This window comes from Richelia intracellularis HH01 (assembly GCF_000350105.1).
GTDB lineage: Bacteria > Cyanobacteriota > Cyanobacteriia > Cyanobacteriales > Nostocaceae > Richelia > Richelia intracellularis.
In genome coordinates this window covers 44,127-70,227 of record NZ_CAIY01000052.1, presented here as the reverse complement: position 1 = coordinate 70,227, position 26,101 = coordinate 44,127, and the positions used below count along the sequence as shown (strand labels likewise).

The 26,101-nt window shown below is 32.9% G+C and carries 17 protein-coding genes and 1 pseudogene; 8 read left to right on the top strand and 10 right to left on the bottom strand.

The features are described 5' to 3' along the window. Positions 1–51: 51 nt before the first annotated feature. The 7 genes from RINTHH_RS06625 to psaM all read right to left on the bottom strand — a co-directional run bounded on the left by RINTHH_RS06625 (position 52) and on the right by psaM (position 7,578). On the bottom strand, positions 52–1,545 hold the full coding sequence (locus RINTHH_RS06625) for a M16 family metallopeptidase (RefSeq protein WP_008234501.1): 1,494 nt from the start codon (positions 1,543–1,545) through the stop codon (positions 52–54). Between the two features lie 85 nt (positions 1,546–1,630). After that, on the bottom strand, positions 1,631–3,217 hold the full coding sequence (locus RINTHH_RS06620; protein ID WP_044304803.1) for a M16 family metallopeptidase: 1,587 nt from the start codon (positions 3,215–3,217) through the stop codon (positions 1,631–1,633). A gap of 926 nt (positions 3,218–4,143) precedes the next feature. Beyond that, on the bottom strand, positions 4,144–5,025 hold the full coding sequence (locus RINTHH_RS06615; protein ID WP_008234495.1) for an alpha/beta fold hydrolase: 882 nt from the start codon (positions 5,023–5,025) through the stop codon (positions 4,144–4,146). A gap of 265 nt (positions 5,026–5,290) precedes the next feature. Next, positions 5,291–5,458 (bottom strand): phosphoribosylanthranilate isomerase, encoded by a 168-nt coding sequence (gene trpF, locus RINTHH_RS11565; RefSeq protein WP_008234493.1) that lies wholly within the window; start codon positions 5,456–5,458, stop codon positions 5,291–5,293. 138 nt (positions 5,459–5,596) lie between these two features. Next, positions 5,597–5,908, bottom strand: coding sequence for a beta/alpha barrel domain-containing protein (locus RINTHH_RS11560; RefSeq protein ID WP_155943933.1), 312 nt, complete (start codon positions 5,906–5,908; stop codon positions 5,597–5,599). A gap of 810 nt (positions 5,909–6,718) precedes the next feature. Next, positions 6,719–7,111, bottom strand: a complete 393-nt coding sequence (locus RINTHH_RS06605; protein WP_008234480.1) for a slr1601 family putative cell division protein — start codon at positions 7,109–7,111, stop codon at positions 6,719–6,721. A gap of 377 nt (positions 7,112–7,488) precedes the next feature. After that, the gene (psaM, locus tag RINTHH_RS06600; RefSeq protein WP_044304802.1) at positions 7,489–7,578 is read right to left on the bottom strand and encodes a photosystem I reaction center subunit XII; all 90 of its coding nucleotides are present in this window, start codon (positions 7,576–7,578) and stop codon (positions 7,489–7,491) included. A gap of 466 nt (positions 7,579–8,044) precedes the next feature. On the opposite strand from psaM, the pseudogene RINTHH_RS06595 reads away from it, so the two are divergent. Continuing rightward, positions 8,045–9,319, top strand: a pseudogene (locus RINTHH_RS06595) (FGGY-family carbohydrate kinase). Positions 9,320–11,023: 1,704 nt separating this feature from the next. On the opposite strand, the gene RINTHH_RS06590 reads toward RINTHH_RS06595, so the two are convergent. Further along, a complete protein-coding gene (locus RINTHH_RS06590) occupies positions 11,024–11,689 on the bottom strand; it encodes a LabA-like NYN domain-containing protein (RefSeq protein WP_008234475.1) in 666 nt (221 codons plus the stop codon). Between the two features lie 1,240 nt (positions 11,690–12,929). On the opposite strand from RINTHH_RS06590, the gene RINTHH_RS06580 reads away from it, so the two are divergent. The 6 genes from RINTHH_RS06580 (at position 12,930) to RINTHH_RS06555 (ending at position 21,237) form a co-directional block, all read left to right on the top strand. Beyond that, positions 12,930–13,679, top strand: coding sequence for an ATP-binding cassette domain-containing protein (locus RINTHH_RS06580; RefSeq protein ID WP_008234472.1), 750 nt, complete (start codon positions 12,930–12,932; stop codon positions 13,677–13,679). Next, positions 13,676–14,326, top strand: a complete 651-nt coding sequence (locus tag RINTHH_RS06575) for an ABC transporter permease (RefSeq protein ID WP_008234469.1) — start codon at positions 13,676–13,678, stop codon at positions 14,324–14,326. Before RINTHH_RS06580 ends, RINTHH_RS06575 begins: the two co-directional genes overlap by 4 nt. A gap of 83 nt (positions 14,327–14,409) precedes the next feature. Further along, the gene (locus tag RINTHH_RS06570) at positions 14,410–15,318 is read left to right on the top strand and encodes a glycine betaine ABC transporter substrate-binding protein (protein ID WP_008234468.1); all 909 of its coding nucleotides are present in this window, start codon (positions 14,410–14,412) and stop codon (positions 15,316–15,318) included. Positions 15,319–15,819: 501 nt separating this feature from the next. Continuing rightward, positions 15,820–16,293 carry a DUF2656 family protein gene (locus RINTHH_RS06565; protein ID WP_008234467.1) on the top strand — a complete coding sequence of 158 codons (474 nt, stop codon included), beginning with the start codon at positions 15,820–15,822 and terminating at the stop codon, positions 16,291–16,293. 2,803 nt (positions 16,294–19,096) lie between these two features. Next, positions 19,097–19,810 carry a biliverdin-producing heme oxygenase gene (locus tag RINTHH_RS06560; RefSeq protein ID WP_044304806.1) on the top strand — a complete coding sequence of 238 codons (714 nt, stop codon included), beginning with the start codon at positions 19,097–19,099 and terminating at the stop codon, positions 19,808–19,810. A gap of 257 nt (positions 19,811–20,067) precedes the next feature. Next, positions 20,068–21,237 (top strand): homocysteine biosynthesis protein, encoded by a 1,170-nt coding sequence (locus RINTHH_RS06555; RefSeq protein ID WP_044304800.1) that lies wholly within the window; start codon positions 20,068–20,070, stop codon positions 21,235–21,237. 194 nt (positions 21,238–21,431) lie between these two features. On the opposite strand, the gene RINTHH_RS06550 is transcribed toward RINTHH_RS06555, so the two are convergent. Further along, entirely contained in the window at positions 21,432–22,403 is a 972-nt protein-coding gene (locus RINTHH_RS06550) for a hypothetical protein (protein ID WP_008234464.1), read from the bottom strand. A 386-nt stretch (positions 22,404–22,789) separates the two neighbouring features. Here RINTHH_RS06550 and RINTHH_RS06545 point away from each other — a divergent pair, with 386 nt between their 5' ends. Further along, positions 22,790–23,653: a tetratricopeptide repeat protein gene (locus RINTHH_RS06545; RefSeq protein WP_008234463.1), complete on the top strand. Its 864-nt coding sequence runs from the start codon at positions 22,790–22,792 to the stop codon at positions 23,651–23,653. Between the two features lie 1,201 nt (positions 23,654–24,854). On the opposite strand, the gene RINTHH_RS06540 is transcribed toward RINTHH_RS06545, so the two are convergent. After that, entirely contained in the window at positions 24,855–25,262 is a 408-nt protein-coding gene (locus tag RINTHH_RS06540; protein ID WP_008227506.1) for an AbrB family transcriptional regulator, read from the bottom strand. Positions 25,263–26,101: the final 839 nt, after the last annotated feature.

The following is a 26,101-nucleotide window of genomic DNA, read 5'->3' as shown; positions in this document are numbered from 1 at the left end:
TTTTTACTTATTCAAGAAATTTGTCCAAGAAAGAACAACTTTCTATCAACTTCAATTTTTGTAAGAACCAGGAATAGTTATATTGATGGGTGTAACTTGAGCAGATAATTCTGTTAAAGACGGTTTAATTTCTTGTTGATTGCCAACCACCAGTGTAACAAAATTATCAGGCCTCAGATACTTATTTGCTACTCGTTGTAAATCAGCAACTGTAGTTGCCTCTACTGCACGACGATATCGGAAGAGAAAATCGGGCGGGTAGTTATAATACTCATATTTCATCAATCGAGCTAGGGTTTGTTCAGAATCTTGAAAATTAAAGACAAAAGAATTAAGGGTAGATTCTTTAGCAAACGCTAGTTCTTCTGGGGTTATTGTTTGATCTTGAATTCGCTTGATTTCCGTTTCTACAGCCCTGACAAATTGCACTGTGGCATCGGAACGGGTTTGTCCCCCAGCAATGAATATTCCCGGATAGTCATACCGCGGGCTCCATATACCATATACTGAGTATGCTAAACCTTGGCGGGTTCTAATTTCATTAAATAAGCGTCCACCAAAACCATTAAGAACTCCATTTAATACATCCAAGGCAGGATAATCCTGACTATCAAATCGTCCACCCAAATGCCCAATAAGGATATTGCTTTGGGTTAGTTGAGTCTGATTTATAAAAAAAACACCATTGGGTGTTACCTGATATACATTGGGGAGGGTGGGAGATTTAGCCATTATTCCAGTATTAGTTTCCCATTCCCCAAAACTATCTTGAATTAAGGACTTCATCTTTGCTACATCAAAGTCCCCTACAATTCCCAGTATTATATTGTTTGGTTGGAAGTATTGCTGATAAAATCTAACCAGGTCTGGGCGTTGAATGTTATCTAGAGTTGCATACTCAGTAGTACGGGCATAAGGGCTACCCTGACCATATATTAATTTTTTAAATTCTCGGTTGGCAATAACATCAGGACTATCATTGCGGCGCGCGATTTGTCCCCTCTCTTGAGTTTTAGCTAAATCCAGCTTATCCTGAGCAAATATTGGTTCGTGGATAATTTCTGAAAATAATCCAAATACCATATTTAGATCTTCACGCAATGCGCTAAAACTAGCACTCCCAGCAGTCTCCCCAATGGATATTTCTACAGCTGCAGCTTTTTGTTCTAGCATTTGATTGATTTGATGGGCAGAATGCTTTTTAGTTCCCCCAGTTCGCATTAAGTTACCAACTAAACTTCCCAAACCAACTTGATCATCTGGTTCTAAACGATAACCTGTACGAATAACCATAGAACCACTAACTAATGGAAGTTTGTGATCTTCCATGAGGTAGACTACCATACCATTATTCAAAACATACCGTTCATATTTGGGTAACGTAATCTCTGCCAATGGTGGAAATGTTAGGTCTGTATAATGCTTTGCTTCCGTTGAAGCCCAAGAAAATTTAAAGTTAGTGAGTAAGAAGGCGCTTGCAATTATCAGGATATAGATTAACCTCCTCCAATAATAAGTCACAAACCCGATTTTTTTACGTGCCATTATCTCTTCGTTTCTTTTTATAAATAAAGGGGTAAAAGGGTAAAGAGATAAACAAATAGCTTGCCCTCTCTGTTATCCCTATCTTTTAATATCCATCCTGGGGTAACAATTTACCCACAGTGCAATTGTCTGGGGTAAATGTTGTTTGTGATACCCTTAGAACATCATTTGCGGTTACTGCTTCTAAGGCATCTATTTGTTTAAATAAATTTCGCCAGGAACCAGTTTTTACTTCATACTCTAATAGTTTCTGTGCCATACCCATATTAGAATCAAGGGCACGTAATAATTCTGCTCTAGCTTGAGTTTTTACGCGTTCCAATTCTATTTTTGAAACCAACTCTGTTTTCAACAGATTAATTTCTTTACTTAAAGCTGATGCCACTTTATCTACAGATTGTCCAGGTGCAGTAAGGACGTAAAATAACATTAAGTTCGGGTACTTGTTGCCAGGATAACCACTAAAACCTTTGGCAGTTAAAGCTAATTTTTGTTCTTCTACCAAAGACTTATACAGCCTGGAAGTGCGACCATCACTCAGCAATCGACCTATAATATTATATACCGGGTCATCAGGATGATTGATGGAAGGACGGTGATATCCTTCTAAGTACCAGGGTTGGGATTTTAATTTGAGGATAACTTTTTTCCTTTGCTCCTGCTTCGGCTCCATGTTAATTTCTAGTTCTCCTTTGGGTTGAAGCGTAGATTGATATCTCCCAAAGTAAACTTTGGCTAATTCTTTCACATTGTTAGGACTAACATCCCCCACAATGGCGATGGTGATTTTTTCCGGGATATAGTGAGTGACAAAAAAATCCTTTATGTCTTTTCTTGTGAGGTTACGTATATCTTGGTTATAGCCAATTACAGGTCTTCTATAAGGATGTAATGTGTATGCAGTACCAATAAACTTTTCCAGCATCTGACCAATAGGTGAGTTGTCCACTCTTAACCTTCGTTCTTCCAGAATTACATTTTTCTCCTTGTGAAATTCTCGCCATACTGGATCCAGAAAGCGCTCAGATTCTAAAGACATCCATAATTCCAATTTGTTTGCAGGAAAACTATAAAAGTAACGAGTTGCCTCTGTTGATGTAGTTGCATTTAAATCAACACCTCCAGCTTGTTCCACAATTCGCCCTAATTCATTTTGTTCTACAATTCTAGTTGCTAAGACTTCTGTAGCATCGAATTTAGTCTTGAGTTCAGAAACTTCATCGGGTTTACCTTTTTCTTCAAAGACTTGAATTTTTTTGTCCAACTCATCCAATCGCTCAAGCAGAGGCTTCTCTAGTTGGTAGTTTTTTGTGCCAATTAAAGTTGTACCCTTAAATGCCAAATGTTCTAGAAAATGTGCTAAACCAGTTTTTCCATCAGGTTCATCCACTCCACCTACATCCACATAGGTAACAAAAGAAACTACAGGGGCTTCATGATTTTCCAGAATAATAAACTTCATCCCATTTTCTAGACTGAATTCAGTCATCTTCTGAATTGCCTGGTCCAGATATGGTTGAATAGGGGTGCTGTTAATTAGTGTTTTATTTTGGGCAACTGCAATCTCTGATAACAACCCAAAAGTGCAGAAAAGAATCATCAGCAATGTCATTAGTGTTTTGCTGACCGTTTCATTCAACACAATTAGTTTTAGCAAATGGGAATAATTCATAAGCAGAAAATAGAATTGAAAATAATCAAAAAGTAAATTTTTGTGAATTAAGGTAGTAAAACTCTTTGTAAATAGGAGATCAAACTGGTACTAGCATTTCTCAGCTTTTTGTGTTGAACACTAAACAACAGTGTTATGGATTTTGTTCTGTAGGAATCACTGCATGGTTTTTATGATGTGCATTTTTAATAATTATCTGCCACCCACAGCTGCATTTTACGGGTAGCAAAAAGTTATTTACCACTTGTGGATTTGGTAATGTCATCATCCTTAATTTAACTAAGGTTACTAATTTTAACAAAGAGAAGGCTTTCTTTCATTTTTCCAAATAAGTAAGAAAAAGGTAATACTAATTGGAAGTGAAAACCCTATACCTCAAGCTTTGTATCATCACACGTAGAATATAAAAAAGAAAAATGCCTAAGTAATACAATTACATTTCATAGGGATGCAACTTAGTACAACTTTAGATGATATTACTTAGTTAGAAGTAATAAATACAATGGCTGTTATGGCAGGGGTATTTTTCGAACATCTATGGATAAGAGAATAGATCATCAGATGGATTATAAGTTAGTAGCACAAGTATTCTCGTAGATGTTTTCATTCGATATCTGGCTTTTTCCAAAACACCCCTATTAATCCTGGTGTTCAAGCCTAAGGCATGTAAGATATGTATAAAAGTCTAGTTGAAATTTTCCTCAGTGAAGTATTGGTTAAAAGTCAACGATTGTAATGTGATGTGAAGATACTATCAGTGGCAATTCCATATTTGGATGTTTGTGAGAAGCACCTCGCCAAAACCATTTCGGGGAATTGCTCAACCGAAAAATACCAAATGAAACCCCATAGTAGCACTTTTACTTTCTGTCTTTGGGCACTTATTTCTTTATATATCACTAATTATTTATATCTACTTTTACTATTTATCCCAAATATTTATCAAGAAGTCCAATAATAATTGCAGGTACCTCTAAATGAGGTAATACACCAGCCCCAGAAATCATATGAAAACTCTTAATCCACTGAGAATTAAGCAAGGCCAATTTCTGTCCATGGTGAGGACTATTAAAACAAGATTGCTCTCCCCAAACAAATATAGTGGGTACTTTTAAATCTGGTATATATTGTGCTAGGTCAAAGTAAAGATTACCTTTCAGGGAAGATAAAGCCGAATATTCCGAATTAATTTTTGCTGCAGAAGCTAAATACGCATCAACAATTTCATCACTAAGACAAGAAGATTTGGCAAATAGAAATTGCTTTAAAAAGGTACGTACTGCTAACTTATTGACAATACCCAATTCATAAATAATGCGATCAAATCCAGTAATACTGAAAAATAGGGATATTAAATCTTGACCATACCTATTACTAAAGTCACGATAACCAGAAGGGGAAATTAAAAACAATCCCTTAAATAAATGTGGCTCTTGAATAGCTAAACGAATTGTCAAACCAGCTGTTAGAGAAGATGCAACAACCCAAGCAGGCTTGACTGCCACCTTCATAAGTAATGTTCTTATTAAGTTTAAATAATCTTGGGGATAATAATCCCTTTTGGGATGAGCTGAATCTCCCCAACCAAGAATATCAGGAGCAATAACCCAATATCGAGTGGCAAATGCGGGATAAACCTTTGACCATTCATAACTGGATGAACCCACCCCCAAACTATGCAAAAAAACCAAAGGGGATTTTGGTAGTAGTGTTTCCCGAAAGTGTAAATCATTCCTAGAGTAAACCATATCCCCGTAAATTGTATTCAGAATACATTGCTGAAAACCTAGAGGTTGAAAATCTAACATTTCTAATAGCACTATTTAAATTGAGTTTATAAAATTCTCAATGATACTGAAGATTTGGATTACCCCGGATAATTTTATAATCTTATACCAAATAAATTATTACAAAATTTATTGTTCAAAAGCTCTATTCTTTTTTAGTAGTGACTAACTATAACTGTCCTATATTTCTGAGAGAACCCAAGTTATTTATAGCAATCAGCTTAAATAGTGTGTACTTAAAAATAAACCCAAGCTTATAAAATGGAATAATATCAAATCTCATTTTTTATGAAGCAAATTTACTTTTTAGATTGGCAAATAACTTAGCTACCGTGTCAATATCTTTATTCCCAAGAACAAACTCTAATCCACTGGATAAGTCAACTCCATTAGGATAAACATGAATCAGGTCATCTAAAATATTATCCGGTGTTAGTCCCCAGCGAATAATCAAGGCATACCAGGGGAAAATTCCTCCAACATTTTCTAGTTAGGGGTTTTTCCTGTACCTCCTAAATTGTGGGGATGGTAAGAATCAATTAATAAGGTATCGACATAACCAATATGGATATCCACCTTTTGTAAGACCTCTTTAGCAAAGCTTTAATAATTTCGGTATTAGGCAAATTTGCCGCAACTTTATCGCAAATAGCGGGAGGCTCAGCTGAATCCCTGTCAGTTCAGAGTCAGTCATAATACAGGAAACTTCCTCTGGAAGAATATTTGCAAATACACCTATTTTATCAATTGTTGATGGCAGTATTTCTACTGCCATCCTAGTCTGCTTAGAACTAAGATAATGATGTGATATAGGAACACAAATAAATCTCAATGTGCTTGCACTAAGTTCAGCAATAGCAATTCCCTGACTAGGTAGGGTCATTCCATAAATTGTAATCCGCATTTTCAGTTTAAGTATCAACAATATTATGGATAACCTCAGCTATGAATATATATATATATTCTGGTAGATCATGCGTATTAATTTCTATGGGCCATAGGAATTATAATTGCAGGCACAAGAAAAAATATTGACATTGACCTCTAATTCCATATGATATACATATGATATACATACTATTCATATGTATATCATATGGAATTACCTATAGTTTTTGACATGCTAGTTTCATACTTCAAGCGTTTTATGTCAGGTGAACTCTCAATAGGCAATGAATGGCTACAAATAACTCGAAAACTTCAGACATCATAGTTTATAAATGAAAATAGCCACTTTTTGGCATTTGTGAAGTGGCCTATAGTAGCTATATTCATATAATCCATTTAATAAACAAAATTAATATCACTATAGTTTATTAAAAGTATTTAAATCAAACAGACCTAAAGATTGACGAAATCAAAGAGAACGACCTGTTCTGATTGACATATTGCACCCTTACATTAGGGGATTAGTTCATAACATTACCCACCATTAGTAAAAAGTACATTTATTAATAATACCCACCCCAATTCAAATGTGAAAAGTTGAAGACAAGTGATGACCCTTTAATGTTCATGTCTTGAATACTTATAACATCAACAAGTCAGAGATAAATGGTGATTAACAAACCTATATAAAGGTAAGTTTTTAAAAATCCTGGGATGGATATTTTAGAATCAGTAGAATGTTAATTTTAATAGTTTTGGATTTGATATTTTTGCAAGATTACAACATTATACCTAAGACCCAATAAATATAAAGACAATTAATAATTTATTGATGTTTCTCCTGTGGATATTTACTCCACACTATCCGGAGTTGATTAGGAGAAAATCTATACCCCTGCTCCTGCATAATAGTTTTCCTTTGATGGGGATCAAAGTTGCGACTAAAATCCACTGTTAAATTATCTACATTTTCCTTCATCAACTTTTCCTGTGTGCGGATCTCCCGCAACTTTTCTTGTTGGGACCAATGATAAGGTAAAAGTCGAGCAAGTGAACACACAGTAACCGTTGCTATTATTAAATTCACTCCAATTTTAAGACCCATTTCCATAGCCATAACCCGGCAATACCTCTGGCGTAAGTTACGTTTATGTCTGGAAGTATGTGGCTTTTCCTGTATTGGTTGTGGAGGGGAAAAAGAGTGTTGAATTGCGTTCATAAATTTAATTCACCATAGAAATTCACAAAGCGAACAGATATGTTATAAACAGCCTTCAAGTTGAAAAGCCAAATTTTATTTAGTTGTAATATTACTGCATTTTCTGACAATTAATATACGTATATTTTCGGGTTAATACAGAAAAAAAATCAGGCTTGCTGGACTTCCTACCTGTTTTTATATATACCAATTATACTTACAATTGGGAATAAGAAGAGGAGCAAGGAAAAAGGGAGTTAAAGTGACAAACACCACGAAAAACACATTTACCACTTTTTTCATTTCCCTACTCCTTCTCAGGTATCATTTTAATCTAAATTTAAGCTATTGAGACTGATACCCAAGTTAAAATCAAGCTGTTATTACCATAATAAACCCTATCTATAGAGTTCCATCCCTAAACGGAAAGCCAAAACGCCCGGTATCAAGGCTATGGCAAGAGCAATATACACTTGAATATCTGTCATTGTTTCAAACCTCCTGATTTCAAGTTTAGGTTAACAATTCGTTTACTACTTTTCACTGTTTTGCCAAGAGTGGGAACTATGTTGTTACAATATGCAACAGTTAATTGAGATCTTGGAGAACTAAGTTACATATAATTTTATGTTGGAAGTCAGAAAACACAATGCTTTCCCTCCACGCTGCTTTCTATATGGCACTAGTCTTTAATTTTCAGACCCAAATTCTAGGGTATATCCCCCAGGGTATTAAATCAAGATGCAAACACATTTATGATTTTTGGAAGATAATCAAACATTTTAGAAGTTGCTTAATGCTCAAATATTTTGGAATAAACACCTATAAAATTTTTCTTATCTCATTGACATTCTTGGTAAATGTTTGCAATAAGTTAGGAATATATCACTTTCTCTACCGCGAATGATTTGGTTGAGTATGACCTTATAAAATATATATGGTTTATTTATTAAATTGAATTGTAAGAATTTATCAGGTAATAAGTTTTTCTTAGGTATTGATTGTGGTACTTCTGGAATGAGGGGTGTGGTAATTGATGAAAACAAATGTATTGTTAAAAAAATTCAATACCACTGGGAAATTACAGAAGCTAGAGAATATGTTGTTTGGCAAAAGTATTTAAGTCGATTGCTTATGGAAATACCGTTAGAGTTCCGACTCAACATACATGCAATTGCAATTAATGGTACTTCTTCTACAGTCTTAACCTGTGATGCTTATGGCCAGCCAGTACAAGCCCCGATGATGTATAACGATGCATGCCCAGTGGAAATACTCTCAGAGTTACGAAAAAATGTTCCTTTTAATCACATTGTCTTTAATACTACATCCAGCCTAGCTAAATTAATATGGATGTCTAAATTATCTTACTTCAGCAACGCCAAATATTTTTTACATCAGGCTGACTGGCTGGGATTCATACTTCATAGAAAACTAGGTATCACTGACTACCACAATGCACTAAAACTCGGCTATGACGTGGAAAATTTTCAGTATCCTAATTGGCTTGAAGATTATTCTATTCACATTAACCTACCACAAGTTGTAGCCCCAGGTACCCCTATTGCATAATTATGTTCAGAAATTTCCATGAAGTACCATTTCCCCGCAAGTTGTATTGTATGTGCTGGTACAACCGATAGCATTGCAGCCTTTATAGCAAGTGGGGCCAAGTTCCCAGGTGAAGCTGTCACATCCTTAGGCTCTACATTAGTATTAAAACTAATCAGTACTAACAAGATCGAAGACTCTAAATATGGCATTTATAGCCATCGTCTGGGGAATTTATGGCTGGCTGGTGGTGCTTCTAATACGGGTGGAGCAGTACTGAAGCATTTTTTTTCCAGTGGGGAGTTAGAAAATCTCAGTGCACAGATTGATCCCTCTAAACTGAGTAATTTAGATTATTACCCTTTATTAGCTCCAGGTGAGCGTTTTCCTATTAATGATCCTCACCTATCACCACGAATGAAACCACGTCCAAATAACACTGCAAAGTTTTTGCATGGAATGTTAGAAGGTATTGCCCGTATAGAAAATCGAGGGTATTACCTATTAAAACAACTTGGCGCGGATAACTTATCATTGGTGTATACTACTGGTGGTGGTTCTGTAAATGATACATGGAGACAAATCAGAAAAAATTTTTTAAGAGTACCTGTAATTATTCCCCATAATATAGAAGCAGCATATGGAACTGCACTTTTAGCAATGAAAAGTATTAAATAAGTAGTATTTCGATACTACAAAAATATTTTTATCTATCTAATCCTTCTAAATAACCGTGGGGCATAACATTAAGAGGTTTCATAGGTGACAACAAGGCTAAATAGTTTATATTCCTATGGATAACGTGCCAGGATGTAAAATTAACACTAAGAATATAGATACTTACATGAGATGTAAGAGAATTTAGCAAAAAATATCAAAGACTATAAACTAGAATTAGCACAATAGTAAAAGCATAAAAATAGAGTCCTGTTTAAAAAATATTATGTCTGCTAAAATGGGGTATTATTCCATGATGAATATGCTTTATATTAACTAAATATAAAAAATTTAATAATCATTTATTATATGTACTGAATAATTTTTTATAAATATCTTCTTTAGTTATATTATAAAGCTATCTTCGTAAATAAATAGGTTTATAGGATTTGATATTCAGCCTGAATTTATTTTCTAACAAATTTTGCCTTTGTAAAAATTGAGGTTACAAATTAGAAAAGTTTAAGAAAGAATTGGCACAGAAAATTAACTATCATTTTTATAGCTTACCTTCCCCAAATAACCAATTACGTAAATTTATTGATGGTGTTCAATCATTAATAGACATTAGTAGACTTACATTATCTTGAGGTTTATCTATTCAATATTAATCACAACTAGCTTTTATTTTTTATGGATACTAGAGCTAAAATTTGTTTAGCTCTAGTATCCATAAATTTGTGTCTCTGAATTATCTAAAAATATACAATTATTAAATTTCACCTACTATAATAAAAGAAAATAGATATTTTTCCTTATAACCTTATCAATATCAAGTTATGTAATTAATATAAATATTTGCTTCCTTAAATCATTTTTTACATCAAGCCTTTCACTTGTATAATATTAAGACATGTATTTTTTTATTCTAAGGCGACTTAAATTTTGATTACTATCTTTCATAATGGTAATGATAAATATCACTATTATACGGTTTGAATTATATCAAACATTGGATATATTTTTGGGGGTTTTCTTATTCTATAAGTCCTTATTCTAACTGTTCTAATTACTGTATTTTAACCTGTATGAATTAGTTGATAATTTAGTTACATTTATTATAGTATTTACACATCTGCAGTCTTGAAATATAGAAATACTCCTACTCCATCAAAACCACTCTATGTTTTCCCAAATATATTTTTATCTTCCTGATTTTAATTTTAATGTTTCTCCCTTTTAGTTCTTCTAGCTTTTACCAGTAATTGCCCCAAGGTTAATTTACATGGTATTCTGGAATACAGACACTGACTTAAGTTAAGTTTAATTCCTCTTATTATTCTATTACTCTTCCTTATTAAGAGATTTATTATTTTCTCTTGTATATTTTTATATGCTCTACTCTAACATCAACCATGTCAAGGTTTTCCTATCGAGTCGTGGGTATAAAAATTTCATAATTATTATGTTCTATAGATGATTTTACTCTTACTAATATCTCGCCATATAAATACTTGTATTACTTATTGATAATTTTTTGTAATGATTCAAGCATATTCAGATGTTACTAGATACAATGTAACATCTGTAGCTAGTCTTCAAAATTCGTATATATGATTAGTTAGGTCATATATTGATGATCCCAATTTACGAATAAACACACCAACCTATGAAGTCTTGTTTCTATATAATTAGAAACTGATAGACAAAATTAACGGTGGAAATTTATCGATAATTAAAACCAGAATGAGAAGTTTTTTGAATTTCTTGTTTAATACTATCTAAATCGACAAAACAATCGGCAACGTTAATTAAACTTTCACTAGTCATTGAACGTAAGCTAACTACTTCTACTCTTACTCCCTGATAAGAAACTGCATTAACAGCATAAGCTAAATCTCCATCTCCACTTACTAAAACAGCAGTATCATAGTGTGGAGCTAAATTCATCATATCTACAGCTATTTCTACATCCAAATTTGCTTTTTTAGAACCGTCAGGAAGCTGGACTAAATCTTTAGTAACAACACGGTAACCATTACGGCGCATCCAGAGTAAGAAGCCCTGTTGTTTATCATTACTACGATCTACTCCAGTATAAAAAAAGGCACGTAATAATTGAGAACCTTTAGTTAGATATACAAGCAACTTTGTATAATCAATTTCAATGTTTAGTTGTAAAGCAGCATAAAAGAGATTAGAGCCATCAATAAAAATAGCAACTCGGCCCCTATTAACAGCATTACATATTAATTTATCATCGGCAGATTTGATTATATTATCATCTTCAAATCTAATATCGTTTCCTACAAATAAATCACCATGTAAATATGGGCGATCACTAATTACTTTATATTCACTTTTATAATCACTGATTTCATGAATATCCATTGATACCTCTAATAGTAATTTAATCATTTATGACAATAAAATAAAGTAAAAATCTGCTTTTGTTTTTAAAATTACCTCCGTGCAAATGATAGATTTATCAATGATATACATCTATTTACTAACCATCAAATTTACAATACTCAATTCATTTTTACTGTTACTTTTGGACTTTTAATAAGTAGTAGTATATTACTGTTTGACAATAAATGCTGGCAGGCATCATCTTGGTTAATCTCTATAAGAGTCTTCTCATAAGCCATTTTCCATATTGCTTTCATAGTTTTTATATATTCCTGATCAATTATAAGAATAAAGATTTTTTGTATTAATGCATATATGTTATTCAATAACATATATGCATTAATACAAAAAATAGAGAATATATAGTGATACCTCTATCTTCTATTAAGAAATACTAAAAGATGCACAAAATAGGTTATTAAATTATAACGATCTAACTTATTAAGAAATAATTTACGACCTCTTGATAATTGCAGATATTTCACAAACTTATAAAAAATCAACTGTATAGCCCAAATTATTAAGTTATATAAGCCTTTGGCTTATTCAAATATCAAAACGACTTGGATCACCCAATATTAAGAATTCATCATTGATTGCAACTAAAAATATTTTTAAAAAATTAAATATAACTAAGAAAGTAAACTAGAATACTTGGTATAAAATTTTAAAGTTAGAAATAATTAATTCTATAACCTGCAGCTAAAACCAAATTTGATTATCAAAGTAGAAAAGATGGGAAATATATTAGTTTTTAGTGCTTCAGCCTTAGACTGTTATAATATTTAGTAAGGCCGACAAATGTAAAAACCAAGAGGAAAAGTAAAACTTGCTGCATACACTTTGGTTTTTGTGAGGCTTGTGATACATTTGTAATGTTTCTTAATGTATTACTAGTAATTACTTAATTATCATCTGAATTTAAATAGTGTCCATACTTTTTGTGGTTTAAACAGAAATTCTGTTAACTCAGAGCGGGCCTAAATTTTGAAGGCTTTTAAATATTTTGGTTTATTACATACATATAACTATGAAGCAGGTATGCTTTTAAACATAAATCTCTAAATAATTAAAGAACATAAATCTCTAAATAATAAAGGTTGTCTTCATAAATAGCTTCTTAGGTTGTACCATTATTAATTATGAGGACATTAAAATACTTACTATCCTCATATATTCTAATTTTGAAGTTCGTTTCAGTGCTTGCTAAGAAATAAAAATGCTGGATAATAATCCTATAGCAATAGAGTTCCGAGATGTTACCCTAAGTAAAAACAACCGCTCCTTAGTATCGAATTTGAACTTTTCTATTTATACAGGAGAAGCGCTAATTTTACTGGGCCGTAGTGGTAGTGGTAAAACTACTACCATGAAATTAATTAATAATTTATTTACCCCTACAGAAGGAAAGGTTTTATTTGATGGGAAATCCACTCAGCAATGGGATGATATCAAACTGAGGCGAAAAATTGGTTATGTAATCCAAGAGACTGGATTGTTTCCCCATTTTACAGTGGAAAAAAATGTAGGATTGGTTCCCTCCCTGGAAGGTTGGAAGCCGAAACAAATAAAAACAAGGGTTTGCGAATTATTAAATCTTGTTGGCCTTCCAGCAGAAGAATTTGCAGGACGACACCCCCATGAATTATCTGGGGGACAAAGACAGAGAGTAGGAGTGGCTAGAGCATTAGCTGCTGATCCACCAGTTTTATTAATGGATGAACCCTTCGGTGCTCTAGATCCTATTACCCGTCTAGAACTACAAAAGGAATTTAAGCACTTACAACAAGATTTGGGGAAAACAGTCGTTTTTGTAACTCATGATATACAAGAAGCCTTTATTTTAGCTTCACGTATTGGATTAATGTATAAGGGAGAAATGGTATTCTTGGGTGCTCCTGATGAATTTCTTCAATCTTCCCACCCAGAAGCTCAAGCATTTATGGAGTGTGTTAAAGCAGTAGCATGAACGGATTTTTTCTTATTAAATACGGACCAGAAATATTGGAAAGGACTAGAGAACATATATTTTTAGTTATGATTTCCATTGTAATTGCTATTCTGGTTGGTCTTCCCTTGGGAATTATAATCACCCGTTATCCAAATCTGCGTAAGCCTGTTTTGGGCTTTGCTAATATCATGCAGACAATACCTAGTTTAGCTATGTTTGGCCTGTTAATACCCATTCCGATCATTGGTGGAATTGGTGCAGTTCCTGCGATAGTAGCTTTAACTTTGTACTCGTTATTGCCTATTATTCGGAATACATATACGGGGATTATTGGTGTCAGTCCCTCTATTCGTGAAGCAGGTATAGGTATGGGAATGACTGATACAGAGCTTTTATTTCAGGTGGAGATTCCCTTAGCGATGGGAGTAATTCTTGCTGGAGTGAGAGTTGCTGCAGTTATCTCTATTGGTATTGCTACAATCGCAGCAGCAATTGGAGCCGGTGGTTTGGGAATTTTTATTTTTAGAGGAATTTCTGTAGTAAATGACCAATTAATTTTAGCAGGAGCATTACCCGCAGCTGCAATGGCCTTACTGGTTGATCTTGCTATTGGCAGTTTAGAAAATCATCTAACTAAGGGTAGAACAACAAAAGCTAAACATTGATTTAGTCAAAGCCATCAAGTCAATATTTTAGGCTTATTCTACTTATCAAATAAACCAATATGACAATTAATAGCTAATAGCAAATGAAACAAAAAGTCATATCTTTTATATTATTTCTAACTGTAATTATTGCTCTAGTTGGATGCAATAGTAATTTTTCTAACGATTCTTCGAATGGCAATAGTAACATTACTATTGCATCGAAAAATTTTACTGAGCAAGATATTTTAGGGGAATTGTTAGCACAAAGAATAGAAGCAGAAACCGGATTAACAGTAGATCGAAGGCCTCAATTAGGTGGCTCTTTTGTTTGCCACCAAGCCCTGTTGGCTGGGAAAATAGATTCCTACATCGAATACACTGGCACGGCTTATAATGCCATCCTTCAGAAGGAAGTAATCTCTGATGCCCGGGAGGTTTACCAAAGTCTGAAAAAAGTCTATAGCGAAGACTTTCAATTGGAAGTAATGGAACCTTTAGGATTTGAAAATACCTTTGCCGTAATTATCCGCAAGGAAGATGCTGAAAATTATAAAATTAGTACCATATCTGACCTGGCAAGTTATACATCTAAATGGCGCAGCGGTTTTGGATATGAATTCATGGAAAGGCAAGATGGTTTTTCTGGCTTATCTAAGACTTATGGTTTGGATTTTCAAGAAGCACCACAAATTATGGATTTAGGACTACTATACAGGGCATTAGTCCAAAAGCAAGTAGATGTGATTGTTACTAATTCAACTGATGGGCAAATTGCTCGATTGGATTTAGTTGTTCTCCAAGATGATAAAAACTATTTTCCACCTTATGAAGCGGCTCCTATTTTCCGAAAAGAAACTCTAAATAAATACCCCCAATTGCAAGAAGTTGTATCCCAGATGGCAGGTAAGATTTCTGCAGACGAAATACGACAGCTAAATTATTTAGTAGAGGGAGAATTTAGAAAGGTAAGGGATGTGGTTAGTGAATTTAGGCAAACAAAAGGTTTATAAGGAGAAAGTTATATTGATGATTACTGGTATCTCAAAGAATATGTCTTAGCTTGTAGTGACTACAAATATATTAACCTCAATTTTCTGTAATCATTTCATGTACAACTTGATCAGCATATTTACTTCTCATTCTCAGTTTACATTATTTCCTCTTCAAAAGTAGGAGCTTATGCAAGGGACCTTAACCAAGGTAGAACATCCCAAAACCTTGTATAATTTCTATTATAAGAAGGTGGTAGTGTTTTGATTGAAAATGCAAATTCTCATATTCTGTAGGTCATAAGTTAGATCATCATAATAAATGAGATAAATCTTTTAAGCTATTCCCATACCTGCTTCCAACTCGAGTTAAATTTAACCATCGAAATTTGGTATATTTTACTCAACAGTTGTGCAAAGCAATAATAAGATAGGCTTGAAGACTTTCATGAATTTAAGGTAACCCAAGCCTTAAATGGTATCTGGTAATTTAAGTAATTTGCAAGGATAATAAACAAAGTAATGGATAAATACCAAAAAGAGCGTATGTTGTTGTCCCACAACTTTGATGTTCAGGATAACTTAGTTCCTAAGCTTAGTCGGGAAGATTTTGCACTTTATTTAATAGATGAACTTAGTACTTATACTGATATAAACTGTAGTAAGGTCAACAATCATCACTGGATTCTTGAAATCTTATTTGATAAACATCAGCGGTCACCAATCTCATTGGGTATTCTTTGTCTTCAAGCTTTAGCTGCTAGGCGTAAAGTTCAAAAGGTTAATCATTCTAACCGGCTTGATATATTAGCATTGGGGGGAATCAAAACTACACCTGTGATTAGTATTTCTTCAACTTCACTAAAACTTGGAGAATGGGGAGTAGATATTGTAGAGACAAATTCAGCCGAAAAATTTCTTAAAAGTATTGATTGGGAAGTAAACAGCACTTCTAAACCTCCCGATAGCATTTTCTCACTTGAGCTGCAAGTATAGCCTTACAAATATTCATTTAATGTTTATTTGACAATATTTGGGAGCATTTAGGAGATACTCTCAATGCCAAACAACACATTTGTGAAATTATCTGAATAAAATTGTTCTTACATTAATTTATAAAATTCTTTAATATAAAATACTAATATTCAATTTCATTCGAGTCAATATACAATGTAGAAAACTTCTAGATTTTACAAATTGTACCTACCACGACTTTATTTATGACCTATTAATTATGAAAATTTGTATTTAAGTAAGTTGGAAATATGACGCTAATTGATTATATGAAGATCTTCCTAGAGTAGGATAATTGATGAATAATAAAATTCTCATGTAATATAGATTTCTAGTGGAAAATAGGAATTAGAAGGTTCACTGGAAATAATACCGAGAACTAGACAAATATTACACTAAAACCGCCAGTTTATAAATAATAAGCTTATTGAATAAAGAAGATTTTAGTGATCCATTCAGAATCTTTATTAATATTGCTTGATAAATAATAATTAGGTTTTTTATTTAACTATGAATTCTTTTTAAACAAGTATGTAAACATTAATGATGTAACACAAAAACAAAATTATATAGAACCTAAAAATTTGATACATTAGGCTCTCCATTTGATTTATTATACTCTCAATTAGATTGCCAAATACATACACTGAAAATAACTTTATAATAGACTTTGCGTTAAAAAAAAGTACAGAAAATAAGCTAAATATCACATCAGAATTCATTAAGCATGATAATGAAACGAAAATGGTCATAGTTAGTATTTTTGCATATACTTTTGATTATTTTAATGCCTAGAAAAATTCAATTATTACCTTCCTACTAAAAAGCTAAGAGAATCTCCAATTTGAAATCTAAATTCGGTAGTTTTATTCGTAAATAAGAAATATAATTTATTGTATATCTTCATATCATGTAAGTATATTATACCTCAATTATATGAATATTATTCTAGTAATAGAAAAGCTAGCTTTAAGCAGAATTATTATTTCTAGCTTTAAATATTCAAGTATCTATAAATTATTGAAATTTATAAGGCTGCAGTTAAATAAGTTTATGAAAATGTGCAAAAAAAAAGCACAGAATAATTAGAAAAGTTCTCTATACAACCAAATATTTAGTATGGCTAGTAACAATTATCTTAAGCAAAACTAGTTTTCGAAATTATATTTTTAGGATGATATGGTAAAAGTAATTTACTTAATATTTACCTCTTACTTATAAGAGAGTATTATATTTACTATGTTAAAATTAATTATGATATTACTTACTTATTAAAATTTGTATAAATATATTATTTTACTTAAGTTGAGGAGTTTTAAATTATTCTCTTAATAAGAGTAATTTTACGATATGATAGGTAAATAATAATGAGCTTCACAAGAAATAGTCCTACCTGAGTAAAGATATTTAATTAAATAGTATTTGGTAGTCTGAGCTAAAGAAAATAGTCGCATTTGCAAATTTGACTAAATATCATAAATATAAAAGAAAATAGTTAAATTATAATGAGAAATTATCCATAAGTTGTAATTTCAGACTATGAGATACAAAAATAAATATTGCAGCAATAAAAACAGAAAAATCTGACTTATATAAGCTAAGATAGACAAGTCAGATTTATATATAAAAAACAATTATACCTCACTTAAAAAGTTTAGTATACCCAGAGATAAAAAACCTTTTTAAAAATTGATTACCTACTTAATATTAGCTTAAATAAATCCTGAACTATTGGAATAATTATTGATTAATTTTTCTTAAAGTATATAATAGAGATTAATAGTATTCAATAGCAAGTAAACTATATTTGCATGGAATAACAGCCTTGATTTTACACAAAGTTTTTATAATCCTATCATATTCTAATGCTACGAATAGAAATCTGATTAACTTATGAAATAAGGGATGGTCTATATAAAAGATAAAAGTGTCTCTGGTTAGAGAGTTCCACGAGTTAACTATGGTTAATTCGGCAAATTTTATGGTTTATCTTCATGGATGCTAGGATAACTTGCAAGTACAGCTGCATATTATGACTATTATCTTTGATTATTTGACCTTTCCGTTCAACTAGCAATGAGCTGTAAAGCTTATGTAACTAATGTACATTTTCAGTGAGTTCATGCAACACGAAGTCAAAGAATTCCAGATAGCGATTATATATCTAGCAATACTCTCACTAAGTTCGCAGGCAGCAAAGAGTTAAAATTCAACTGCTAAAAGCAATTTATAGTAAAGGCTGTCTGTCTTTATGCTGTTAAATTTAGAAATATAAATTTTAGCAAATATTGAGTAATTCTAAATTTCCTAGAGGCTGTAGTCTAGTGTGGATGTGCCAGTATTAAAACAAGTATGCAATGTAATAAAAATCACTAATTCCTTTCTACTATCAACGGATTCATATATTCCAGACTGAGTCTTGAGTCAATACTATCAATCAAAACCCCTAACCATTGTGTAAAAGTATCATTAGAAAAAAGAATAAGAGAAAGGTAGTGAAGTTAAATATATTCAAATAAAAGCTGCTAATTTTCTTATTACCTAATTTCTCTAGATTAGTCACTAGCATGTAGATATTAATAAACATGAATTACTACATAGTTATTCAATAATAAACAGTTAGATTAATTATTAGGGTGTAAATCGACATTATTCAGGGGAAATAGTTGTTTCATTGTCGTGTCGGCTTTCTTGTCGTAGGGAATTTCAATACTCTGATATTCGATTGGTAAAAGCTCAGAGTTGCTGGCTGCAAAATAGAATTGAGAATATTAAGGAACAAAACATGATTGTTAACCTTGCCGAGAAACTTTATAATGGTACAAAGAAATCCCATACAGCAGCTGAAAATGTGGGATTTATGAAATGTTTTGTCAAAGGAGTTGTAGATAAGGAGTGCTTTGCAAAGTTTTTAAGCAATTTTTATTTCATCTATACTGCTTTGGAAATAGGTATAGAGAGTCACAAACATCATCCTGCTATTAGGGGTGTTTACTTCCCTGAATTGAATCGCCAAGATGCTTTAGTAAAAGATATGGAGTTTTATTATGGTGAACAATGGCAAGAGCAAATCAAACCATCTCCAGTTACCCAAACTTATCTTCAGCGTTTACAAAAACTAGTCAATTGCTCACCAGAATTATTAATTGGCCATACTTACACACGTTATATGGGAGATCTTTCTGGAGGGCAAATGCTACAAGCAATTGCACAATCAGGCCTAAAATTACAAGGATTCCAAGGTACATCCTTTTATAACTTTGAGCAAATTCCTGACAAGAAAGCCTTTAAAGGTAAATATCGTAAAGCTTTGAATTCCATCCCTATAGATAATGTAACTGCCGAAAAAATTGTTGATGAAGCTAATTATGCATTTAAACTGAATATGCAAATAGCACAAGAACTAGAAGATATGCTAATTAGAGCTATTGGTCAATTAACATTTAATAATTTGACTAGCTCCTATACTCATGGTTCTACAGAAGTTACTACATCCTAAAATCATTTCGTAGTTGCATAATATTTCTGATGCTTAATTTAAAAAATAATTGCAAATATAATTGAATTGTAGGATTTTGGTTCATTTTACGAAAAGTCTTACTTCTAATAGACTTTTTGGTCTGGCATGGAATCTACCAAATAATCACTTTGTATTTTGATGTAAATACGAAGTGATTTTTTATTTTTTGGGATTTAACTCACCCCTATTTTTCCATTTATAGACTAAAATCATGATTATGATCGCAGTAAATAATGATGCGAACAATTGCAGAAATTAATGACAAAATTAATCACAATAATGCCGTAGTAATGACTGCGGAAGAAGTGAAGGCAAAAGTTGCAGATGTTGGGATTACAAAAGTTACAAAAGAGGTAGATGTAATTACTACAGGAACTTTTGAGCCCATGGAATCAAGCGGAGCGGTGATTAACTTGGGGCACACTGACCCCCCTATAAAAATCCGCCGTTGTTGGTTAGATGGGGTACCTGCATATTCAGGTTTTGGAGCAGTTGATTTGTACTTGGGAGCTAGTTGTGCAGCAGAAGTCACGGATGGGGAAGAAATGAAAGAAAGAGGAGGTGGTCATGTTATAGAGGATTTAATTGCAGGTAAATCGGTTCGTGTTCATGCCCAAGGTCAAGTTACCGATTGCTATCCGAGGGCTAACTTTGAAACTACTATTACCCGAGACACAATTAATCAATTTTATTTATTCAATCCGAGGAATATATATCAAAATTTTATTGTAGGTGTAAATGGTGGTGATCAACCATTATTTACATATTTAGGTCCTTTACAGCCACGGTTAGGTAATGCAGTCTACTCAAACTCAGGAGCCATATCCCCCTTGCTAAACGATCCAGATTTACAAATTGTAGGTATTGGGACACGGATTTTTTTAGGTGGGGGTATTGGTTATATAGCTTGGGAAGGGACTCAGCATTTTCCCCTGCAGAAGCGTTTACCTAATCACACACCTATTGGACCTGCAGCAACATTAGCTTTAATTGGTAATGGTAAGCAAATGAATAAGCGTTGGGTGAGGGGTTGTTATTTCAAAAATTATGGTCCTTCTCTAATGCTAGGTGTAGGTGTACCTTTACCTGTATTAAATGAGGAAGTGGTTGTAAGGTGTGCTGTTCAGGATAAAGATTTAGTTGCACCAGTTGTGGATTTGTCTATTCCCCGACGGGTACGTCCCACTTTTGGCTTAGTTAGTTATACCCAACTAAAGTCGGGAAAAATTGTGATAGATGGAAAAATAGTGCGTGTGGCTCCCCTTGCTAGTATTTATCTTTCAAGACAAGTTGCCCAAGAGTTAAAGCAATGGATTGATGCTGGTAAGTTTACTTTAACAACAGCAGTTGCATCCATTACTAAAGAAGGTTCTTTTTTACCACAAGACAGTTGGACAAAGTTTTAGGGAGAAATGATAATAATTCTTAAATGGTTGCTAGGTGTACAGCTGGGCAAAGTGCTACTAGGGAAAAAGAAATTAATGAATGGTTTTTGTAATAACCTCACAGCAGAGGTATAACGTTTACAAATCCATAACTCTTTCTATCCCTTACTTGCATTCTGCAAGAAGTCACTTTGCGCCTACACCCCCCTACTACGCTATTGCGGGTTTTGTTTGGATCGTTTTACTGGTTTGGGAAGAGAAGATTTTGTGAGGGTTTTAGAGGTCTCCGAAACATCACCAGACTTTTTAAAGGGACGCTGATGAACCCCACTAGAATATTTTCTAAAGGGTTTCTTTCCACTCTTGAATCGCTGTTTGAATGGTGGTCGTTTTGTCTTTGGCAAATCAGTGATCACTTCAGCATTTTCTAATACCAATGCATCTCCCTCTCTTTGTAATTGCAAGTCCCAAAACTTTTCTGTAGCTTTGATATCTAATGTACCCTTGACTTTAAGCTTAAAGTATTTAGGCTTATCTGTAGATTTTCGAGGTGATTGTCTAATTTTCACTACTAAACTTTGAGACTGATCTGACTGATAAACTATTTCACCCCTAACAGAAAAACCACCATCTGTAAATTCTGATGAAGGAGTAAATTCAGTTGGGATTTCCGATAAGTTTCCAGATGTCAACTTACTTGATTGATTTTCTATGTCAGCAGATTGTTTAGCTAACTTTTCTGGTTCCCAAACTCCTACAATTTGCAAATGAAGTTGATCATTTTTTTGGCGAGTCCGAGGATAAACAACCCATAAGTGCTCTTTTTCTAAGTCTAGGTGATTTTTTACTAGACTCATAATTCTTCCTAGTAGAACAGAATCCAAAATTACACCATCGGAAGTTAGGAGTGAACCTTGAGTGAATTGCTCACTGCTTGTGATATAGCGACCCCTTACTAAGCCAATTGCTCGGTATTGCATGAGCTCACTAGGTGGTGGAATTGGTTGCTGTCGATTTGCTAAGTGTTGGTCTTTAGTAAAGTCATGAGAGTCAACTGAGGAATTGTCCTGTGTAGAAATTTCCTCGACTTGAGAATTTTTATTCTCAGAGACTAATTGATTTGTCGTCATCTCTTGAGATGTATTTGAATTCGAGGAATCATGTGAAGGTGTCAGGTCGGAATTCATAAAAACTCCTTGCGGCGGAGACGTATCCCTATAATTGGATTGTGCTGACGATAGCTGGAAAAATTTTAGGATGACAAATATTAAATTAACTTTTCTTACAATTTGTCATATGCCAGCTACCTATATGGTGATGAATACCTGAAATATGTGGACAACAAATTACGTAACCTAATGTCCCTATCCCAGTTTAGAGAAAATAGCATAGCTAAAATTTTAGATGGTTCCTCCTCAAACTAATTTAGTTGTTTTACATATTTTGACTGCCCTTTTTATAAAGTTCACTTAGTATTAACAGTATTCCGTAAAGTTTTTCAACTTTTTTATCCATACCAATTGCCATAAACCATGATAACTATATAAGTTCTATAAATTCTAAGGAAGTTTCCGTGACTGAAGCGCGTAATCGCTGGATAGTTAAGATTATTTTATTTATAGCAATTTTTGCTTTTATTGGGGTTTCTATTTTACCCATAATCGAAACCATAATTAATGAGAAAAATCTCCCTGTTATTTCTGCCACAGAACAGAGAAAATCTTCTGTATCAGAGGAGAGATCCAAGTTAACTAAGGATATAAAAGGTTTGCAGTTGGTTTTGCAAAGAGAACCTAATAACCAATCCACTTTGCGTAGTTTATTAGAAAGGCAATTAAGACTATTACAACTGGGTGATGAGAATTTACAAGGTATTATAGAAACCTTAGATAAATTGACTCAACTAAATCCAGAGGAGATAAAATATGCGGTTTTGCTAGCTCAAGCTAAGCAACAAGCTAATGACAAAGAAGGTGCTGTCCAAACTTATCGTTCTATCTTAGAGATTAAGCCAGCTAATCTTGAAGCTTTACAAGGAATGGTAATGCTTTTATTGGACCAAAAAAAGCCAGAAGCAGCTATTAGCTTACTTAAAGAAACCCTTGCTAAAGAAACCCAAGCCAATAAAATAGAGCCTAGAAATACAGATTTAATTGCGATACAGTTACTTCTGGGTAATGTTTATGCTCTGCAAGAATTATATAGTCAAGCAATTACTATCTACGATATGGCCATTGAATATGACAAACAAGATTTCCGTCCTATTCTAGCAAAAGCAATGCTTTTAAAAGTTCAGGGTATGGCTGATGAGGCAAATTATTTGTTTAAGAATGCTGCCAAGCTAGCACCTCCTAAATATAAAGATGAAATTAAGAAGCAGGTTTTAGGTGAAAAGAGTCAAGGTATAAAAAAATCAGAGGGAAATATCGGCAAATAATAAAGTTTGAAACTAGGTAGCAATTATTTGGTGTATGGAATTACTAAGGTCTAAAATCTGAGAGTTACACTCATAAAACTTAACTATATCAATAATATTAGGAAAACCCATTATTAACTACATCAGGATTTTCTTGATGATTCCCATTATCTATTTAGAATATTTACATTGTAGAAAATTAATACCATAGTTTATTCATTGGGATATATCTATAGTGGTAGTATTCTATACTTGACTATTATATAATATATTTAACAACCAATCTGCAGTTACTTAGTCTGTACTTATACAATTATCATGAATTAATTTGGCTAACACCAATATCATAACGGTATCACCTTAAGTCCAATACCTGTCAGTTTTCTACTGAAAATATCTTACTAATTGAGTTAGTCAACAATACGAAAATATTAATAGTTCCACACCTCGTACCAATAAGTTTACGATCAAATAATTTCAGACTATTGACTGTAGTGACTGGTATCCATATAGATATTTTTTAGGATATATTCTGAATACAACATCAATACAACTACATAATTATGCAAATCCACTCTAATGCGACTTCATTAAAAATCTATAGATATGTATTAACCTCCATAGACTTCTCTCGCTCTATTTCACAGTAGCTATTCAGTATATTCTACTGATTTACTATACTTGCTTTTATCCCATATTATGATTAATATTGACCTTAAATTTGGCATAGTTTTTTATAACCATGCTTACCTCCACAAATAATCCTAATTTACTGGAGTGGATTATTTATAATTCATTGGCCCATATTATCTATAACATGACTTAGTAATTTGAGTATGAACCTCGACTAGGTATTTTTTGATAAAACCGTAAAGGCTATGATAAAATCACTTGTTATCATAGCCTTTATGAAAAATAACTATTGCCTTGCACTTTTCTGTTTTTCATTCTATTTTCATCTAAGATTTTAAGATGTTCTTATTAAGATAAGATTCTCAATATATACCGATGTTTCATAACCCTTGTATAGTCACTTCAATCAATCTTAATGAATAGGTTATAACTTCTATTCTAATTTGTAGTATTTATCTTAATAGATAGATAGATTATTGCATTTTCAATTGTCAGATTGTCCTATGTATATTGATTTAATCCATATTTTACCTTCGAGGAAAAAGCTCTTAGGCTTTTTCCTCAGGATCATAATTGCAAAAGACAAAAATTATTCGTCTCTGTCTGAATCCCTATCAGATTCTGTGTCTTTTGACTCTAGTTGTATTAGATGAATATGCTTATATCCCAGTTTGATTTCAAATTCATCCCCAGGTTTTAATCCCATAGAATGGGTATAAGTTGCTCCTATGACAATCTGACCATTTTGGTGAACACTTACTCTATATGTTGGTTCGCGCCCCCTACCATCTTTTGGTGTTTCTGGACTTAGAGGGACGCCTCTTGCAGACAATAAAGCATCATAAAAATCTGTTAAATTTACACGAACTTGGTTATTTTTAGTAACCGTAAAATAGCCACACTGCTTTGCCCTTTCTCGACGTGGCAAGCTAGAAAGTTCTTTAACTCTAGCAAGCAGTGCTTTTCCTGTTAATGGTGAGGTTGCAGTTTCAGTCATTACGCTCCCAATATCCTTACTTTTTCCATATGAAACTGATGTCTAAACATCATACTTATCGGTTTTCTGACATCAAAAATATCCCTAAAAGACCATAGAGTGAGTGGTCTATTTATTCATTGATTCTTTCGGGATTAACTGTTATTAGTCATTCATGACTAAGTCTATTCATGGTGTCACAGCCTACTAATTTCGGTCAATTGATTGCACTTATAACCCTTATTTCCCAAGGTAAATAAAATATTTTTCTTGTTTGGTGTGGCTGTGACTACATTAGGTTAAGTTAACTTTGCCAATTAAACCAACTCTGCCGCCAAATATTAGTAGCAAAGTTAATCAGGGAATTACAGACAGTTTTACTTTATATTACTTATCCTACTAGCTTTAATGATAATAGGCTCTTACCTTTTTATCTTCTCACATAGTAGATAGCATATTATTTACCCTCAGTTCGTGTAGGGACATAATATTTTATTCTGCCAGCAAATACAAGAATTTTCTAGATTGAGCATTGCCAAGAAACAAAAAGTATTATTTTGCCCTGATGACAACAAACTAGACTAGTTTTATAGCCAGGTAATTTCATATTAAATACCAGCATGAACTAATAATAGCAAAATAGTTGTTTAATATTGAATTAGAATGATACTTAACTTATTATCTTCAAGTTATGAGTTAATATCATATGCTATGGGTAATGATATTTTTGCATGTGTTTTATTGGCGTAATGGTAGATCAATAAAGTGATTTTTTATAAAAAATCATAAAAATGTAAGCTATTATTTTTATAATTGCCTTTAGAATTGAGAGTTGTGATATTATCTGAGTCTAATGTTAA

Bases quoted from the DNA above. Each gene is read 5' to 3' on its own strand.
- RINTHH_RS06570 (WP_008234468.1), top strand. From the start codon at position 14,410: ATGAAACAAAAAGTCATATCTTTTATATTATTTCTAACTGTAATTATT.
- RINTHH_RS06560 (WP_044304806.1), top strand. From the start codon at position 19,097: ATGATTGTTAACCTTGCCGAGAAACTTTATAATGGTACAAAGAAATCC.
- RINTHH_RS11560 (WP_155943933.1), bottom strand. From the start codon at position 5,908: ATGCGGATTACAATTTATGGAATGACCCTACCTAGTCAGGGAATTGCT.
- RINTHH_RS06555 (WP_044304800.1), top strand. From the start codon at position 20,068: ATGCGAACAATTGCAGAAATTAATGACAAAATTAATCACAATAATGCC.
- RINTHH_RS06575 (WP_008234469.1), top strand. From the start codon at position 13,676: ATGAACGGATTTTTTCTTATTAAATACGGACCAGAAATATTGGAAAGG.
- RINTHH_RS06590 (WP_008234475.1), bottom strand. From the start codon at position 11,689: ATGGATATTCATGAAATCAGTGATTATAAAAGTGAATATAAAGTAATT.
- RINTHH_RS06605 (WP_008234480.1), bottom strand. From the start codon at position 7,111: ATGAACGCAATTCAACACTCTTTTTCCCCTCCACAACCAATACAGGAA.
- RINTHH_RS06540 (WP_008227506.1), bottom strand. From the start codon at position 25,262: ATGACTGAAACTGCAACCTCACCATTAACAGGAAAAGCACTGCTTGCT.
- RINTHH_RS06580 (WP_008234472.1), top strand. From the start codon at position 12,930: ATGCTGGATAATAATCCTATAGCAATAGAGTTCCGAGATGTTACCCTA.
- RINTHH_RS06620 (WP_044304803.1), bottom strand. From the start codon at position 3,217: ATGAATTATTCCCATTTGCTAAAACTAATTGTGTTGAATGAAACGGTC.
- RINTHH_RS06550 (WP_008234464.1), bottom strand. From the start codon at position 22,403: ATGAATTCCGACCTGACACCTTCACATGATTCCTCGAATTCAAATACA.
- RINTHH_RS06615 (WP_008234495.1), bottom strand. From the start codon at position 5,025: ATGTTAGATTTTCAACCTCTAGGTTTTCAGCAATGTATTCTGAATACA.
- psaM (WP_044304802.1), bottom strand. From the start codon at position 7,578: ATGACAGATATTCAAGTGTATATTGCTCTTGCCATAGCCTTGATACCG.
- RINTHH_RS06625 (WP_008234501.1), bottom strand. From the start codon at position 1,545: ATGGCACGTAAAAAAATCGGGTTTGTGACTTATTATTGGAGGAGGTTA.
- RINTHH_RS06565 (WP_008234467.1), top strand. From the start codon at position 15,820: ATGGATAAATACCAAAAAGAGCGTATGTTGTTGTCCCACAACTTTGAT.